The organism is Pararhizobium sp. IMCC21322, assembly GCF_030758295.1.
Classification (GTDB): domain Bacteria; phylum Pseudomonadota; class Alphaproteobacteria; order Rhizobiales.
In genome coordinates this window covers 1,761,206-1,776,795 of record NZ_CP132335.1, presented here as the reverse complement: position 1 = coordinate 1,776,795, position 15,590 = coordinate 1,761,206, and the positions used below count along the sequence as shown (strand labels likewise).

12 protein-coding genes are annotated in these 15,590 nt (G+C 52.5%); 1 reads left to right on the top strand and 11 read right to left on the bottom strand.

Annotated features, from left to right (window positions below):
- Positions 1–205 precede the first annotated feature (205 nt).
- Genes RAL91_RS08600 through RAL91_RS08585 form a run of 4 tightly spaced genes read right to left on the bottom strand, consistent with a single transcriptional unit; the run spans position 206 to position 4,514 of the window.
- A complete protein-coding gene (locus RAL91_RS08600; protein ID WP_306261412.1) occupies positions 206–1,135 on the bottom strand; it encodes a hypothetical protein in 930 nt (309 codons plus the stop codon).
- Positions 1,136–1,151: 16 nt separating this feature from the next.
- Positions 1,152–2,201: a serine protease gene (locus tag RAL91_RS08595; protein ID WP_306261410.1), complete on the bottom strand. Its 1,050-nt coding sequence runs from the start codon at positions 2,199–2,201 to the stop codon at positions 1,152–1,154.
- A gap of 28 nt (positions 2,202–2,229) precedes the next feature.
- Positions 2,230–2,493, bottom strand: a complete 264-nt coding sequence (locus RAL91_RS08590; RefSeq protein ID WP_306261409.1) for a hypothetical protein — start codon at positions 2,491–2,493, stop codon at positions 2,230–2,232.
- On the bottom strand, positions 2,490–4,514 hold the full coding sequence (locus RAL91_RS08585; RefSeq protein WP_306261406.1) for a caspase family protein: 2,025 nt from the start codon (positions 4,512–4,514) through the stop codon (positions 2,490–2,492). Before RAL91_RS08585 ends, RAL91_RS08590 begins: the two co-directional genes overlap by 4 nt.
- A gap of 355 nt (positions 4,515–4,869) precedes the next feature.
- On the opposite strand from RAL91_RS08585, the gene RAL91_RS08580 reads away from it, so the two are divergent.
- Complete coding sequence (locus tag RAL91_RS08580) at positions 4,870–5,796, top strand: hypothetical protein (RefSeq protein ID WP_306261404.1); 927 nt, start codon at positions 4,870–4,872, stop codon at positions 5,794–5,796.
- A gap of 12 nt (positions 5,797–5,808) precedes the next feature.
- Here the strand turns inward: RAL91_RS08580 and RAL91_RS08575 are convergent, their stop codons facing one another.
- The 7 genes from RAL91_RS08575 to RAL91_RS08545 form a co-directional block, all read right to left on the bottom strand.
- Positions 5,809–8,472: a CHAT domain-containing protein gene (locus tag RAL91_RS08575; protein ID WP_306261402.1), complete on the bottom strand. Its 2,664-nt coding sequence runs from the start codon at positions 8,470–8,472 to the stop codon at positions 5,809–5,811.
- A gap of 321 nt (positions 8,473–8,793) precedes the next feature.
- Positions 8,794–10,287, bottom strand: coding sequence for a tripartite tricarboxylate transporter permease (locus RAL91_RS08570; RefSeq protein ID WP_306261400.1), 1,494 nt, complete (start codon positions 10,285–10,287; stop codon positions 8,794–8,796).
- A 4-nt stretch (positions 10,288–10,291) separates the two neighbouring features.
- Positions 10,292–10,756: a tripartite tricarboxylate transporter TctB family protein gene (locus RAL91_RS08565; protein ID WP_306261398.1), complete on the bottom strand. Its 465-nt coding sequence runs from the start codon at positions 10,754–10,756 to the stop codon at positions 10,292–10,294.
- A 138-nt stretch (positions 10,757–10,894) separates the two neighbouring features.
- Complete coding sequence (locus tag RAL91_RS08560; RefSeq protein WP_306261396.1) at positions 10,895–11,854, bottom strand: tripartite tricarboxylate transporter substrate binding protein; 960 nt, start codon at positions 11,852–11,854, stop codon at positions 10,895–10,897.
- Between the two features lie 155 nt (positions 11,855–12,009).
- Positions 12,010–13,533: a UxaA family hydrolase gene (locus tag RAL91_RS08555; RefSeq protein ID WP_306261394.1), complete on the bottom strand. Its 1,524-nt coding sequence runs from the start codon at positions 13,531–13,533 to the stop codon at positions 12,010–12,012.
- Positions 13,534–13,651: 118 nt separating this feature from the next.
- Positions 13,652–14,569, bottom strand: a complete 918-nt coding sequence (locus RAL91_RS08550; RefSeq protein ID WP_306261393.1) for a LysR family transcriptional regulator — start codon at positions 14,567–14,569, stop codon at positions 13,652–13,654.
- Positions 14,570–14,654: 85 nt separating this feature from the next.
- The gene (locus RAL91_RS08545; RefSeq protein WP_306261391.1) at positions 14,655–15,569 is read right to left on the bottom strand and encodes a dihydrodipicolinate synthase family protein; all 915 of its coding nucleotides are present in this window, start codon (positions 15,567–15,569) and stop codon (positions 14,655–14,657) included.
- Positions 15,570–15,590: the final 21 nt, after the last annotated feature.

The window sequence follows — 15,590 nt, the reverse complement described above, 5'->3', positions numbered from 1 at the left end:
TTCACGTCAGTATGAAGTCAAACAGCCTCTGCAACTGTGTCCAGAGTCAGCGGGCCATCCAGGTCGGTACCAGCATATGTTTCATTGGTCTGGGTGCTGATGACACGGATGCTTGCGTCACGCAGTTGCAGTGCCGCCTCTACGTGGCCAGCAGTCAACAACCTCTAAACGAAGCGCTTAGGCCACGTAGCTGAGTAATACCGGTTCAGGAAAACACGCGCCAAAGCATGCGCACAACGAAAAAGCAGAGCAATGACAGCAGGATGGCGAGGATTGCAAAACCGTCAGTGTATCTGAATCTCACCACAAACAATTCCCCCCTGGGGGAGCGCATTGCAGATTTCAATTCTCCGGTCTGATAGTCAGACGCCAAAACCTCACGCGCGTGGCGGATCGAAACAGACGAATAGGATGTGCCTTTAATCTGTTCTGTTGCCGCGTTCAAATCATTCGGTGCTTTGACGAATACATCCAAATAGGCAGCCTTGGTGCCATTGCCAACATTGAAGATACGCGCCTCCGATGAGACAATTTCCACCGTTTCACGGGGCCAGAGGACAGAGCGCGGCGGAGGGTCGCCAAAGTTTGCTGCGAAAATCGTTAGAAACAGCGGAACCGCTGTGAAAAGCAGGATGAAAAGCGCCAGGATCCAGCCCGCTGAGCCGTAGCCACTGGATTGCCGTTGGCTGCTGTTTGCAGGAGGTTTCTGTTCAAACAGGCGGTGTATTTGAAATCCCGCCAGAAACAGCAGAACCGTTGCAAAGCCAAATGCCGGCACCGTCATGAATGGCCATTTGCTGGAGGGATAGGCGATGCGTTCAGACGGGTGCAGGCGTGATTTCACCTGCAGGCCAATGGGCCAGTTTTCCACCACTGCATCCCGATCTGTTATGTGCTCGTCGATATGGAGCATGGCTGTCGGATACTTCGCTTCAGGCGAACTGCGGTCCACACGCGGCAGGGTTCTTCTGATGATGCCCCAGCCAGAATTCCAGTCTTCAGTCTCATGCCCGACAACAGTCAGAGTTTCGGTTTTCCAAAAAAAAGAGACGGCTGGAGGGTTTCCAGCCGTCATGATCAGAAAAAGCAGGATTGTCGCGATAACGCCGAAAAAGACTTTTCCGATGATATGCACGACTTCAGAGCCTGGATTATTTAAAGCCTAACTCGCCCAGAACCCAATCGGCATAATTGCCTGCACGGGTATAGGCCGAGAATTTGGCGTTACGGTTACAACCCGGTTCGTCTGAACTGAACATGCCCCAGCTTACGATCCCGGCCTGAATGAACGTGCCATCCGTCTGACGCACGACCAAAGGGCCACCGCTATCGCCATCGCATGCGCCGCGTGGGCCAAGCGGTGTTCCCGAGCAGATCATATTCTCGGAGAAAGGTTCTTGCACAGCGGCGTTCATATCCAGCCACAGCTTATTGGCAATGTCACCCTTGACGCCCAGAATTTCAACGGCTTCCGAAAATGAACTGGCCGCAGCCTTTCGGCGTGGCTCCATCATAACTGCATTACAGATGGCGCGGTCCAGAATTTCGATTTTGCCTTCAAGAAGCTCAATAGATGCTGTCCCGGTTTCCGTCCGGCCCCAACCTGTCACAATTGATTCCACACCGGGCTGTTCCAGAATATCAGCATATTCCTCGGTGGGAATCGTGATGGTCTTGAAAGCCGACGTTGGCTTGCGCACAAGCTTCAGCAGCGCGATATCATTTTCAAAGCTGTTTGGGTTATAGGACGGATGGACCTTGATCTGTTCAATGCCGATCAAATCCCCGCCTTTTGTAATATTGTTTGACCCTACAAGAATGCCAATATTGCTTGAGTCAACGAGATAAAGCCCATCATCACGCGCATCGACAACGCAGTGTGCCGCTGTCAAAACCCACTGGTCCTGAATCATCGAGCCACCACAGAATTGAGCCACTGTGCTCTTCTCTACATCAACGCGCAGCAATGCGGTCTGATAGGGATACTCACCTTCATCAGCACGTTGTCCGTTGAGAACTCGAGAGGCTTCCTCGTCTTCACCTGCACGTTCCACAAACGCGCTTTTTTCAGCAGAACCTGCCAGTGTGTAGGGCGCGACAAAGTTCACACCCTTTTCCAGGGGCGCAAGCTTTTCAGCGGCCTGCAAGGCTGCCGTTGTCATCAGCAATGACGCGACCGCGAGACTCAAACCAATTTTCATACATTTTCCTCCATAGGGGTTTTTACGATTAAAAGACCAGCAAAAATGGAAAAGCCATTAGTGAAAGAGCCATTCCTGCTGCGAAGAGAAGTAGTCCGTTGCCATCTGTTTTGTTGTCTGCGGCCAACCAGTCAACGTAATCCTGAAATCGAAATCTGTGCACCGCGACAGAACTTCCTGTGCGCACCCGCAAATAAGCTGGCAGGTGCCGGAAGAACTTGAAGGCACCAAAAATGGCGAGGATGATTGCCAGTGCAAACACACAGATGATCACGACAGAAAGTGTATTCATTCCAGTTGCCCGACCACATCAACAAGTATCTGGGCTATTCCACCACCGGCACCGCCACGCTTCTTCACCGCGCGTGTCGTGGAGGCAAAGCCTGCTTCAGCCAGCATTCCGCCCAATTCACTCTGATTTCCTCTGGTGCGTTCCAGACTTGACTGCTCAAGCCAGCTTAAATCTTCAACCGCGCTTTGTGGCGCTGCGGGCGTTGCAACAACGAGAATGCGCTCCCGGCCCAAGGAGGCACCGGTGACATCAAACAGATCAAGATCAAAACTGTCTTCCCTGTTCAAACGCTCTGCATAGATGTGGGAAATTGAAAAATCGCTGCCGATATACAATACGTTCACATCGACCGGATTGCGCTGGGTGTTTTTTGCTTTCAGAAAAACAATGTCCCCGGGAACAAGCTTTGAAACAGAAGCTGCATCCAGCACAAGCGGTTCTTCGCGCACCGTGTTCTGGGCCGTGAATTCAAGATCAACTCCCATTGCAGATGGTCTGAAAATGCCACCGAGCTTGATGAGATTATTGGCCCGCGCCATGCGTGCCAGATTATCTCCGACAATAGCCAAAAAAGCGTCGGCGGATTTATCTTCCATCGAGATTGATGGGGTTTTGTTCAGCCCCTCGGGCACCAAAATGCCGTCCCTTCCGACGAACCAGAGGTTGTTGTCTCTGACAACAAACTGAACATCGGCTTCGGTTTCAGGATCGGTGATTTCCAATCTCAGACCAGCCTGCTCAAATGTATCCAGAGCCGAGAAAAGCGCTTCAGTCTGGGGGGTCTGCTGCTCGTCCAATGGTTTGGCAATGGTGAAACTGTAATCGATGCTGGTCTCGGTTTTCCGTGCAAACTGCGTGTCGGCCGGAATTACGAAACTTTTGCTGACCGGCGTCAACGTCGCGGTCAGATCGGTGATGGTTTCGATCTTGAACTGCAGGTTTTCGTCTACTTCTGTCTGAGCCGGCGTCTCAACCATTCCCAGGGTTTCACCAAGAGACAGGCCATGAAGGCGGCCGGCAGTTATGGTCAGTGTGCCACCCGTTTGTTTGACCGGCCACTGCTGGATAAAAGCTGCTTCGGTATTTGAAAAGACACCAAAATCGAGATCACCTTCAAACAGTGGGGTGGGCTGCGAGCGATTCAAAACTGAGTAAGTTCGCAGGATTTCCTGACCGAGCTGGCGATAGGACATGCCTGGATTTTGTGCGATGGCTTCCAGAATGGTGAAGGTAAAGAGCCCGTGCGGTTCACGCGGAGTTTTGTTCGCTGGAAGCCGCATTTCCGGCGTTGTCTGATTGGTTTGTGCTGCGTAAAAGGCAACAAAACTTCCGGTTTCGGAGGTCGGACTGTCGGCCAGACTTTCAACCGGACTGCCCGCTTCTTCAACACCAATGCTGCGTGTGGTTGGCCGGGCGGCAACCAATTCGGCATCACTTATGCCAAGAACGGCAGGCGAAAGCTTACGGGACACCTCTCTGTCCAGCGGATCGGCCAAGCTCGCTGCGCGCGTGACCGTGCCTGAATGGCAGCTATCAAAAACCGCCCAGATATGGGCACCTTTGGCCTGAATGGCGCCAATCAACTCACCAATTTCATCATCCACCAGAGCATTGGTAACCGTACCGACCGTGTTGTCCCATGCGCCAATATCCGCAGGCAAAAACAACTCGTCCAAACCATCCAGTTCCGTTGAAGGATCGCGGGCCGGTGCCTGCGTTCCATGACCGGAAAAATGCAGATAGATAAAATCGCCAGGCCCTGCTTCCGCGGCCAGATCGCTCATGGCACCGCGTATCGCCGCCAATGTAGGGATGTCAGCGCCCTCAACACCATCAGCGAGAACCTTGATGTTGTCCTCTTCAAAAGGTCTGGCGCTATTGGAGATTAAAAAATCTCGCACCAGTATGGCGTCGTTCCTGGGACCTTTCAGCCATAGTTCCTTTGGCAGATTCTGGTATTTTGATACGCCAACAATCAATGCAAGATTTTTTTTTGCAATCGCTTCGGCCCCGGAGAGCAAAGCAACTCCACATATTATCGACAGCAAAACAGACGCACGCTTGAAACACATTAATTTTTTCATAACAGGCTTACATACACCAGATTCTGTCTTCTTTGTGCCTAAGAAAATCCAATACCTCACGCACAGCGGTGACGCTCTGTGTTCCCAAACTTGTCTACCTGTATGCGCAAAATACAGATTGCACTTACAACAATTAGTTGCACGTAAAAACGTTATTCAATCTTATGTTTATTTAGGCTCATTCAATAATATTTATAGTCTAACCCTATGTTACTGCGCATTTTTTTGCAACATATCCAAGAACAGTTGTTAGGCCTGGAATCAGTTGGGAGATGATTTTTACGTGGAGAACATGATCGCTATCGCTTTTGGCCTGCTCGGAGCATTTTATATGTTTGGCGGCTATGCGCTTACGCGCGCGATTGCGATGGATGGGCTGATTGACACTGTTATAGAGCGCATCAATTTACCGGGAGAAGCTTCCGAAACTGTCGACAGCGAAGGTTTCAAAAAACAATTTCTTGGCGCAATGGCTGTTGTCAGCTTTGCGGGCGGGGCCTTCCTGTTTTTTCAGTCGGCGCTCGCAACTGCACTATTTTGCATCTGTCTTGCCATGCAATTACTGCACATTTTGGTGCTTGGACCGCGTTTCTTTGACCGGGATGAAGATGATGACACCATAGGCTCAGGTCGCCAGGCCACAATAAATGCCATGATTGTCTACGCTGTGGTGACGTTCTGTCTGCTGTACGCTCAGCACCTTGGTGCGCTGCCGTCATTCCCACCCTCCTGGTCTCAACGAGAATCAGCAGGCCTGGCGCTGTCAGTGGCCTTCGCGATTTACGCTTATCGGCTGATGCGGGCTCCCCATACTGATCACGCCCCCGATCCCGACCTCACACAACCGCTGCAACCCAATGACACTTTCAAAATTGCGGAACTACGGGTTCAGGCGACCGCGGATGAAGAAGGACTTTGGGTGCGGTCAAAGGCAAGTGATGTATGGGAAACAGTTGAACCGGATCTGCTTGGTATTTCAATCGCTTTGGAATTGCGAATTTCCAAGTGGGAGGACAGATATGACCGGTTCTGCGACACAGACGAAATGGACGCGCTGAACGATGAACCAAACTGGAACGATCCTGAGAAGCGGACACATTTCCACGAAGCCCATTCGATAGCTCAACTGGTAAAAGACGAGGTGAATTCGCTACAGCCCCATAAGGTCAAGGTAACCTGGGTAAATCAAGACGGCGAAATTCTCGACATCCAGGCCTAGAACTCAAAGCAGCTACAGCCAATTGCCCATCAGCACGAATGGAGACCAGAAATAAGGGTGCGCAAATGTCGCCTGCGGCGCCTCTGCAGCTTCCTTCTTCTGACGTCCAGAGACGCCGCGCTCAAGACTTACCACAAGTTGTGGCGCCTGATTTCCGGTCAACATGGAAACCTGTGCAATGCGTAGTGCTTCGGCTTTGGTGTGGCCCTGATCTATCATTGCATGGTAGAAATCGCGCATAAGGATCGGGGTTGCATCGTCGGCCACCGGCCATAAAGATGCCATCACCGCGCCCGCACCATTGGCTTGGGCTGCCGCACCGAACCCTTCGATTTCCGAACCATCGCCGCCACCGAGAGCGGTTTGACAAGCAGACAGCGTGACAAGATCAATCCCCTTGAAACTAAGGGCTTTTTGCTTGCGAATGTCTGACAGTTTCAGATGAGAGCCATCTCCCAACAGCAGGAATGAATCATCTTCCTGGCCAGGTTTCAGATTGAAGTGACTTGCGATGTGAAGAATGGAGGGCTTTTTCAGCAATGCCAGTTTCAGGCTCTTTTCATCGAAACTTGCGTCAAGCGCAGTTGGGCCTTCCAGCACACCTTCTGCATCCTCGCCGGAAAAAATGGTCTCCAATTCCTGGCGCACGCCGGGTAACGGGGAAAATCCGGGATGGGCAGCGGTAACCCCAAAACCAGCGGTCTTGGTGCGCTCGCGTGCGCCTTCATTAAATTGCGTTGGAATGGTCGTGGTATACAGAGAAAAAGCAAAATTCTGGACCAGATATTCCTCGCCATCGAACAGGGCCGCGAATGGCACATAGCGCAAAAACCCGTTCAGGTTCAGCATCACCACCTCGGTTTCGCTCTTGTCCAGCGCTTCACGCACAGGTGCGAACAATATGTCGTTCAACTCCTTCAGCTTGGCTGATGCGTCGGGCGATCGTTGTTCAATAAGTTGCAAACTGTCGAAAACCAGTTGGGCCAATTCTGCCTTGTTGACCGTCACCTCTTCATGCAAATTCAAATTCGGCAGGGTCAGAAAAAGATGGGCCTTGTCATCAATTGCAGCAATTTGAAGAATGGCCGCCTTTTGTGCCTTATCCTCCAGCAGGGCCTGGTAGCTTTCGATCTTGTCAAACTGGGCCGATAAACCTTCGGTCTGGGTGGGCTCGACGCTTTCCAAAAATGCCTCGACCTGTGCTTCAAACGCGGCGTTGGAGGCTTCCAGTGCTTCCTGCAACACAAAAATCTGCTCGATTTCAGCATCATCCGCAGTGTCAGCTTCCAGCTTTAGTGTCAGCGCGAAAAGGGTCTGTGCGGCTTCGAGTGGAAACTGGGAAAGTTGCTTCAATCGCTCTTCTTCAGACAATTCGGCGTCGGTCAATATGGCTGTGGTGTTTGCGACAGATGCGCTTGCGTCACGGCGCAGGAAATTGAAAACCTCCTGCTCCTTTTCCATATTCAAAACCGCTTGTGCTTCTGCAATGCGGCCCTGTTCTATCAGCAGTGAGGCAAGGTGCTCATACAGCCGCGACCATTCGCTGCGCAATTCCTTGGTTCCCGCTTCACCCAAATCTGCATTCTGGTTTCGAATGGCTTGCTGTGCATTCACCGCCAGCTTTCCGAAGGTGATCGCCTTGTCGATGTCGCCTTTGGCGCGCATGGCGCGGGAAAGCGTATCAAAGGCCCAACGCTGATCATCATAGGTTGTTGATTTATTAGCCGAAATATAAGGCATGGCGCGCATGGTCCAGCGAATGGCTTCATCCGTCCGGTCCATTTGATGGTAGATGATGCCAAGATTTATTCTGACTTTTCCGCCATTGTCGGAGAATGCACCTTCATGCTTGTCTATCATCGGCAAGGCTTTGAGCGTCCAGTTTTCAGCCTCTTCGAAATTATCAAGCCGCCTGAACACCCACCCGATATTGTTGATGGCATAAGCGACCGGAGCACTTTCCGGCCCATAGGCCTTGCTGTAATGCAGCATCGCTTTGTTGTAGGTCTGAATGGACTCGACGTAGCGTTTCATGCCCTCAAATGCGATGCCTTCATTCAGATAGGTATCCCCGAGGTAAATGCTCTCTTCGCCATCGCCAGCAATCATAAGTGCGCGCGCGGCTTCGAAATAGGTAAGGCTCTCCTTGTAGCGCGACAGATCAATCATGGTGAGACCCTGCGCCTGCAAGTTTAAAGCACGCTCAAGCGCCACGCCCTCAAGATGCATGAAACGTTCAAAGACCTTGTCAGCCGCGCGATATCTCTCCAACGCTACGGCATAATTGTTCAATTGGCCGTATCCATCGCCAATCATCTTCAGGAGCGAGCCGGCAAAACGTTCGTCGTCGTTCTCAGCCTTTGAATATCCCTCATAGGCAATATCAAGATACCGAAGCGCCGTTCGGATGTTCTGCTCGCCACCTTTCACAATCAGATCATAGCTGATGATGTATGCAGAGTAGGCATCACCTGCATCTGCAGCTTCAATCATTTCGGGCGTGATTTCCGGCACGTCCTGCGCAATTGCAATGGAAACAGTCGACAGCAACGAGATACAAAATGCGGTTATCAGGCACGCTGTCAGACAAATCGTCCGACGCCACAGGCTGGTTATGCCGCCACTGATTTGGGAAATCCGAGCTTTGTTCAGTGTTGATATCAATTGCTTAATCATGCATTCAACCTACTAATTCTGCAGTTATTTTCAAATAGAAAATCAGCTGAGAATTCAAGGGATATGAACTGACGGGCCACCGGCTCCAGTATTCGGCCAACAATTGCGACAAAAATTTGTCATCATAAACTATTCCGATCTGAAACTACTCAATCGAAGATTGTTTTTCGCTAGGATTGCGCATCGATTGTTGTCGTTACCATCAAAACAACACATGGCATTTTGCGAAGCAAATCCGCGTTTCATGATGCATATGTGGGATTGACCAAGCGGACAAACTTGAACAAGCCACATGATTGCACATTGCCCCGACCAGCGCGCTTAGGTCCTGGTCTTCCAGCCCTTCAGTTTCCGCGCAGTAACAATGATGACGTAAAGCACTGCAAGGCTTAGGAAAAAAGCTGTAATCGGCCGTTCGAAGAAGGGAAGGATACTGCCTTTTGTCGACATTAATGCGCTGCGCAGGTTCTGTTCCAACATCGGCCCCAGAATAAACCCTAGTATGAGCGGCGGGAACGGGAAGCGAAACTTCAACATCGCATAGCCAAGCACACCGAAGGCTATAAGCGTGAATACGTCGAATATACGATTGTTGACCGCAAAGGCACCAACGAAACACATCACCATAACCAGCGAGAGCAGGTAGTGTTTGGGGATTGAAAGCATGGCTGCAAAACCACGAAGCCCGAAGTAAAGAAGGCAAAGCATCACGACACTGGAGACCAGAAGCGCGACGAAAATGGAATAGACCAACTCGCCATTGTTTTGAAACAGCAATGGGCCGGGCTGGATACCATGGATCAAAAACCCGCCCAGCAGCATTGCTGTCACGGAATCCCCGGGAATTCCCAATGTGATCAGCGGCACCATGGCCGCGCCTATCCCTGCATTGTTAGAAGTTTCGCTGGCAATGATGCCATCGGGAATGCCGGTGCCAAATTTCTCAGGTGTTTTGGAACTGTTTTTGGCGGCCAGATACGCCAGAAGGTTGGAGGTGCCTGCGCCGATGCCAGGCAACAATCCAATACCAATTCCAATGGCGCCCGACCGCACCATATTCGGCGACTGGCCTTTTATCCCTTTCCAGTTTGTGCCGAAAAATCCCGGCATGTTGAATTTTGGCAGCTTTGTTACATTGTTGCCAAATGAGGTTTCCGCCTCCTTGAGCACCTCAGAGACAGCGAACAGACCAAGCAGCACCGGCACCAGTGCCAGACCCGCATCCAACTGACTGAATTCAAATGTGAAGCGTTTATAGGCATCAATTGGGGCGACGCCAATCATCGCCACCAGAAGGCCGATCAGAGCACTGACCAGACCTTTCGCAAGGTTGTCGCCAGACAGCCCTGCCACAAGCGTCAGCGCAAACAGGGAAATTGCGAAATATTCAAAGCTGCCAAAGCGCAGGGCAAAACGTGCAACCGGCGGGGCAACAAAAAACAGGACCAGGCAACCCATCAGGGTTCCGATAAATGAATAGAGAATGGCGATGCCCAAAGCGCGCCCGGCCTGTCCGTTCTGCGCCATCGGAAACCCGTCAAAGGTCGACGCAATGGAAGCTGGTGTGCCGGGAATATTGATCAGGATTGCCGTAATCAGCCCGCCGGAAATACCGCCGATAAACAGCGCAACCAACAATGCAATGGACGGAATTGGTTCCATCCCGAATGTGATTGGCAGGAAAAGCGCCACGGCCATTGTGGCGCTCATGCCGGGGATTGCCCCGAAAATAATGCCAATGGCCACACCAATTGCGATCAGCAACATTGGCGTCAACTGAAAGATTTGTGAAAATCCGGCAATCCAGAGGTCCATGATATTATCTCCAGAGGCCCGTAGGCAGGACAAGTCCAAACCAACTTGCGAATATGAATTGGATAATCGCGGCAGAGCCAAGCGCAATCAAAGCGAAGTAAAGTGGGCGGCGTTGAGGGGGCGGGCTGAGCACAAAAAATTGGGCAAAAAGATAGATGGCAGCGGCCGGTAGAAAGCCAATCACCGCCATGCCGCCACCGAAAGCCGTGAGTAAAACCAGAGAGAGAAGGACGGTTTTTTGCCCCTCGGGCGCCACCGGCTCCATTTTAAGATCGGGGGCTGTCCGCAGGCCTTGAAGCAAAATCACTGCTGCCAGAATGCCAAGCGCAGCGGACGCAATTTCAGGGAAGAAACCAGAGTCCACGCCAAAGGGAAAACGGCTCTTGATCTGACTGGCTGCGATGAAGATCACACCAGCCGCTACAAGCAACGCTGCACCCGCAAGGATCGTGTTACTGCGCTCCTGCATAATTTCCCCCTCGGCAGCTTACGCACCGGTTTCCGGGTGGTTGCGCGAAGCAAACAGCTTTTTAGAGCCACCTGGATATTTCGTATTGCGCCGCCACACTACATGAATAATGCAAGGGCGGCGCTTTTGAGCAAACCCCTAGAAATCGAAGGCGTTTATGGTGGCAGCCTCAGAGGTCAGGAAATCATGCGCATCTGACGTGTTCAGATAAAAGGGAACCTGACGATATGTGTCGTATAGCTCGCGCTGATAGTCCGCGTTTTGCTGAACGACTTTGCCTGCTGCTTCTGCAAGCTTGGCAACAATGGCGGGATCCGTTTTGGGAGGGAATGCAAAGAAGAATGCGTATTGGAACCCAACGTCCTCATAACCTTGCTCGCGGAAGGTCAGCACTTTTGGCAGCGCATCGCTGCGTTCCAGCGCAACAGTTGCAAGCGCACGCAACTCTCCGGTTTCAAGGTAGGGCGCGACCTGGCCTAACGGGTTCTGGGAGACATCGACATTGCCGCCAAGAACAGCGGTCAACCGATTTGACGAGCCGCCAACATCAACAAAGTTGAACGCCGCGCCCGCCTTATTGATCATTGAACCAATGAGATAAGTTGTCGCGCCAATATTGGTCGTAAGGTCAATTGAGCCGGGGTTATCCGCCGACGCCTTCATCAATTCTTCAAGGGACTGCCAGGGCGCATCGGCTTTAACCACCATAACAGCGCCAGGCTCACGGCCCACGATGGCTGCAACCTCAAGATCATCGAATGAAAAATCGGCAAGGCCCGAGGCTGTGTTTACCAACATGGCTGTGTGAAACAACAAAACCGTGTGACCATCGGGATCAGCGTCGAGCACCTGGCGCGCACCGATGCTACCGCCAGCGCCGCTGACATTCACCACCGGCATCGCTACGCCGATTTCCGGCTCAAGATATTTGGCAAGCAATCGGGCGTTAAAATCAGTATCACCGCCCGCATTGAAAGGCACAACTATCTGTACAGCGCGTTCAGGCCAATCAGCCGCTTGAGCGGCTGGCGCCATGAGTAAAACGGCTGGCGCTAACAGGGCGAGAGCCCGTGCGCGGAGTGTGGCTTTAATGGTCATTGTGTTTCTCCCTATAATCTCTTCGCGTGCTCAATACTGACGGCTCGCGCTGCCTTCCTTGTAGGATACAAGCCGAAGGTGATCCAATGTTATGGATAAGTCGGCTGATACCTTTTCGGTATCACCGGCAGCGCCGACCAACCGCAGGCGGCCCCTTATATGACGGGGCCAACGATCCAGGGAGCGAATTCCGAAGCGCCGAAATCCAACGCTTCGCTTTTGCTTTTCTCGCCGGATGCCAATGCAATCAGGGCCTCGAATATGCGCTCCCCGCATTCATCAATTGTATCAGAACCATCCAGGATACCACCGCAATTGATGTCCATATCTTCTACCATCGCGTCAAACATTTTGCTATTGCTGGCGATTTTGAGTGTCGGAGCTGGTTTGCTACCAAACACGCTGCCACGCCCGGTTGTGAAGGCCACAAGGTTGGCACCTCCGGCAATCTGTCCGGTCACCTGAACAGGATCGTAGCCAGGCGCATCCATGAAGACCAACCCTTTGTGATCAGATTTTTGTGCATAGGCCACAACGTCGTTGAGATTTGATGTGCCGCCTTTGGAAAGGGCACCCAGCGACTTCTCCAGGATCGTGGTCAACCCACCGCGCTTGTTTCCAGGAGAAGGATTGGCATTCAACGATGCGCCTTGCGTAGAGCCGTAGGCCTCCCACCAGGCCATGCGTTCAATCAGCTTCTCGCCGACATCGCGGCGGATCGCGCGCCGCGTCAGCAAATGCTCAGCACCATAGGTTTCAGGCGTTTCTGAAAGAATAATTGTACCGCCATGGGCAACAAGCCTGTCGCTTGCAGCACCCAAAGCGGGATTTGCCGTGATACCCGAATAGCCGTCAGATCCGCCACAAATCAGGGCTACGCTAAGCTCGGATACCGGAATGGGCACGCGGGTAATGGCGTTGCTTTCCGCCAGCCAGCCACGCACCTTTGCAATCGCGGCTTCAACGGTCTTACGGGTCCCACCCGCCGCCTGAATGTTTAAGGCATGGGGACGGTGTTGCGTTGAAGGCGCATTGACCAATTCTCCGATTTGATTGACCTCACACCCCAAGCCCAGAACCAAAACATGGGAGAAATTCGGGTGGTCACAATAGCCCCTGATGGTTCGCTGAAGCACCTCCAAGGGCTCGCCTGCGCTCATGCCGCAGCCTGTCGTATGCGTCAGCGCAACCACACCATCAACATTGGGGAAATCAGCCAGCGGATCGTGATCTGTTCCAAGCTGCCGCTCAAATGCTCTGGCCACAGCATTCGCTACATGTGCCGAGCAGTTAACCGTTGTCAGGATGCCGATGTAGTTGCGCGTGGCACTGCGCCCGTCAGCCCGGCGAAACCCCATGAAGGCCCGGTCTTTTTTTTGGGCCTGTGGAGGTTGCTTGTCAGCTCCGAAGGCATAGTCCTTGTCGATGGCACCCATTTCCAGATTGTGAGAATGCACATGAGCACCAGCTGCGATGTCCTCACTGGCAAACCCAATAATCTGCCCATAACGCAGCACCGGCACGCCCTTTGCGATGGCGCGCAGCGCTACCTTGTGCCCTGCCGGAACAGGCTCAACAGTGCTTGCCCCGCTTGACAACGCTGTTCCGGATGCAACCGGCATGAGAGCAACAGCAACAGTGTCGGCAGGATTGATTATGATGAAGGAAGACAGGGACATAATTACTCTTGTGGCTCAGAGGTTTCGCTGACCGGCTGAACCTAGGTAGGCGACATCAGGGCGTCCAATATTGGGTTGCTATCGGCTGATACCGATCAGGTATCGCTTAAGACCTGTCCTATGTCTGAAGCGCGGGTTCATTTGCATTTTCAAATGCCCCGATAAGCGCCTCTCGCACACGCTGAACCACTGGCTGCTCATCTGAGGCGTTTGACCATCCCAAATGTTGTTCCGAGCGAATTGGGGAGGGAAACTCAATTGGTTTCAGGACCACATTCGGGAAGCCAAGAAAGCGCGCGGCGGCTGGAACAAGGGCGATCCCAACATTTGCATCAACCATCGACAACATCGTCAGGGTTTGACCAAAATACTGTACAAAATTCGGCTGCACCTTATGCGTGATAAAAAGCCCGTTGAGATTTTCATAACCGTACCAACCATCGGAAGGCGCATACATCAGGAAATCCTGACGGTGCAGATCCTGAACCACATGATGGTCCTTGTCCGCAAGCGGATGATTCTGATGCATAGCCAGCATGTAAGGTTCGCTCAGCAGACGAGCAAAATTCATTTTGCTGCGATCACGCGGCAAGCGCATGATCCCCAGATCAATCATGCCTGATGGCAACGCCTCGAGCTGATCAATGGTCTGCATTTCTTTCAAAATGACGTCTACGGTTGGCACAGCCTGCCGCAGAATTGACACCACCTGTGGCAACAAACCAAGTGTTGCAACTGGGATGAAACCCAAAACCACAGCCCCCTCCTCTCCGGATTCGGCACGGCGAGCCGACAGGGCGGCAGCTTCGGCGCGCCTGAGGATATCCTGCGCTTCGGTGAAAAAACGGCGGCCCGCAGCGGTCAGTCGGGTGCTGTTCCCGGTTCGGTCAAAAAGCAGGACGCCAACCTCACGCTCCAGCATCTGGATTTGACGGCTCAATGGTGGCTGGGTCATGTTGAGACGCTCAGCTGCGCGATGGAAGTTCAGCTCCGTGGCCACCGCAATAAAGCTTCTCAACTGGTTTAGTTCGAACACGGAAACTCACTCCCTAAATCCATCTATCAGGCTGTCACCTACGCATGAATAGGCATGTTTGCCAAACTTTAGAGCAGCTACCAGCTCAGCGTCTAGGAGGCAGCAGACCTTCGCGACCCAGAAAGGTTTTCAGTTTTTGTGCCTGTGTTGACGTAAGCGGCCAGGCAGAGGGAGGCCGCGTCGGCCCACAATCGTTTTCCATCATGATAAGGGCAGCTTTTACCGCCGTCACATTGGTACCATTCATCTCCTCGGCACGGACATCTTCAAAGTCTCGCATTCCATCGATCAAAAACCGTGCCTGCGCGTAGTCCCCGGCCTCAAGCGCAGTGTGAATGGAGACCGAACGCTCAGGCCAGACATTGATCAGGCCGGAGGTGAAGCCTCTGGCGCCAACGGCATAAAAAGATGGAGCCCAGACCTCGGCCAAGCCACCAACCCAAATCAAATGATCCGGACAGGCTGCGATGGCCTCCGCCAGTTTCAGGGGATTGGGTGTCGCCCATTTAATGCCAGCAACGCCCTCCAGGGAGCATAGTTTTACAATCGCATCTGTGCCAATGGCATCATTGCGCAAATAGAGCATGATTGGCAGGCCATCGCTCGCCGCGTGCACCCGCTGAACATAGTCGATAATCCCGCGCGGCGCGACAAATGAGTCTGGCGGTTGATGGATCATCAAGCCATCCGCGCCAGCCTCAGCAGATATTTTTGCCAATTGGCAGGCCTCCTTGATTGAGCGCCCTATACCTGCAAGCAAAGGCACCTGCCCGGCGATATGCTGCGCCGCTGAACGGACAAACTGCTCAGCTTCATCTGCTGTCAGACCGTAATATTCTCCTGTGTTGCCGTTCGCCACCAGAACATGGACACCGGCACCAATCGCACGATCCACCAGTGGTTTTAATTTGCCACAATCCAGGCTGTCATCAGATGAAAACGGACAAACAAGAATTCCGGAAATGCCGGTAAGGGCCTGCGAAAAACCAGGCAAGATCATGTGACGCACCTCAAATTGCGT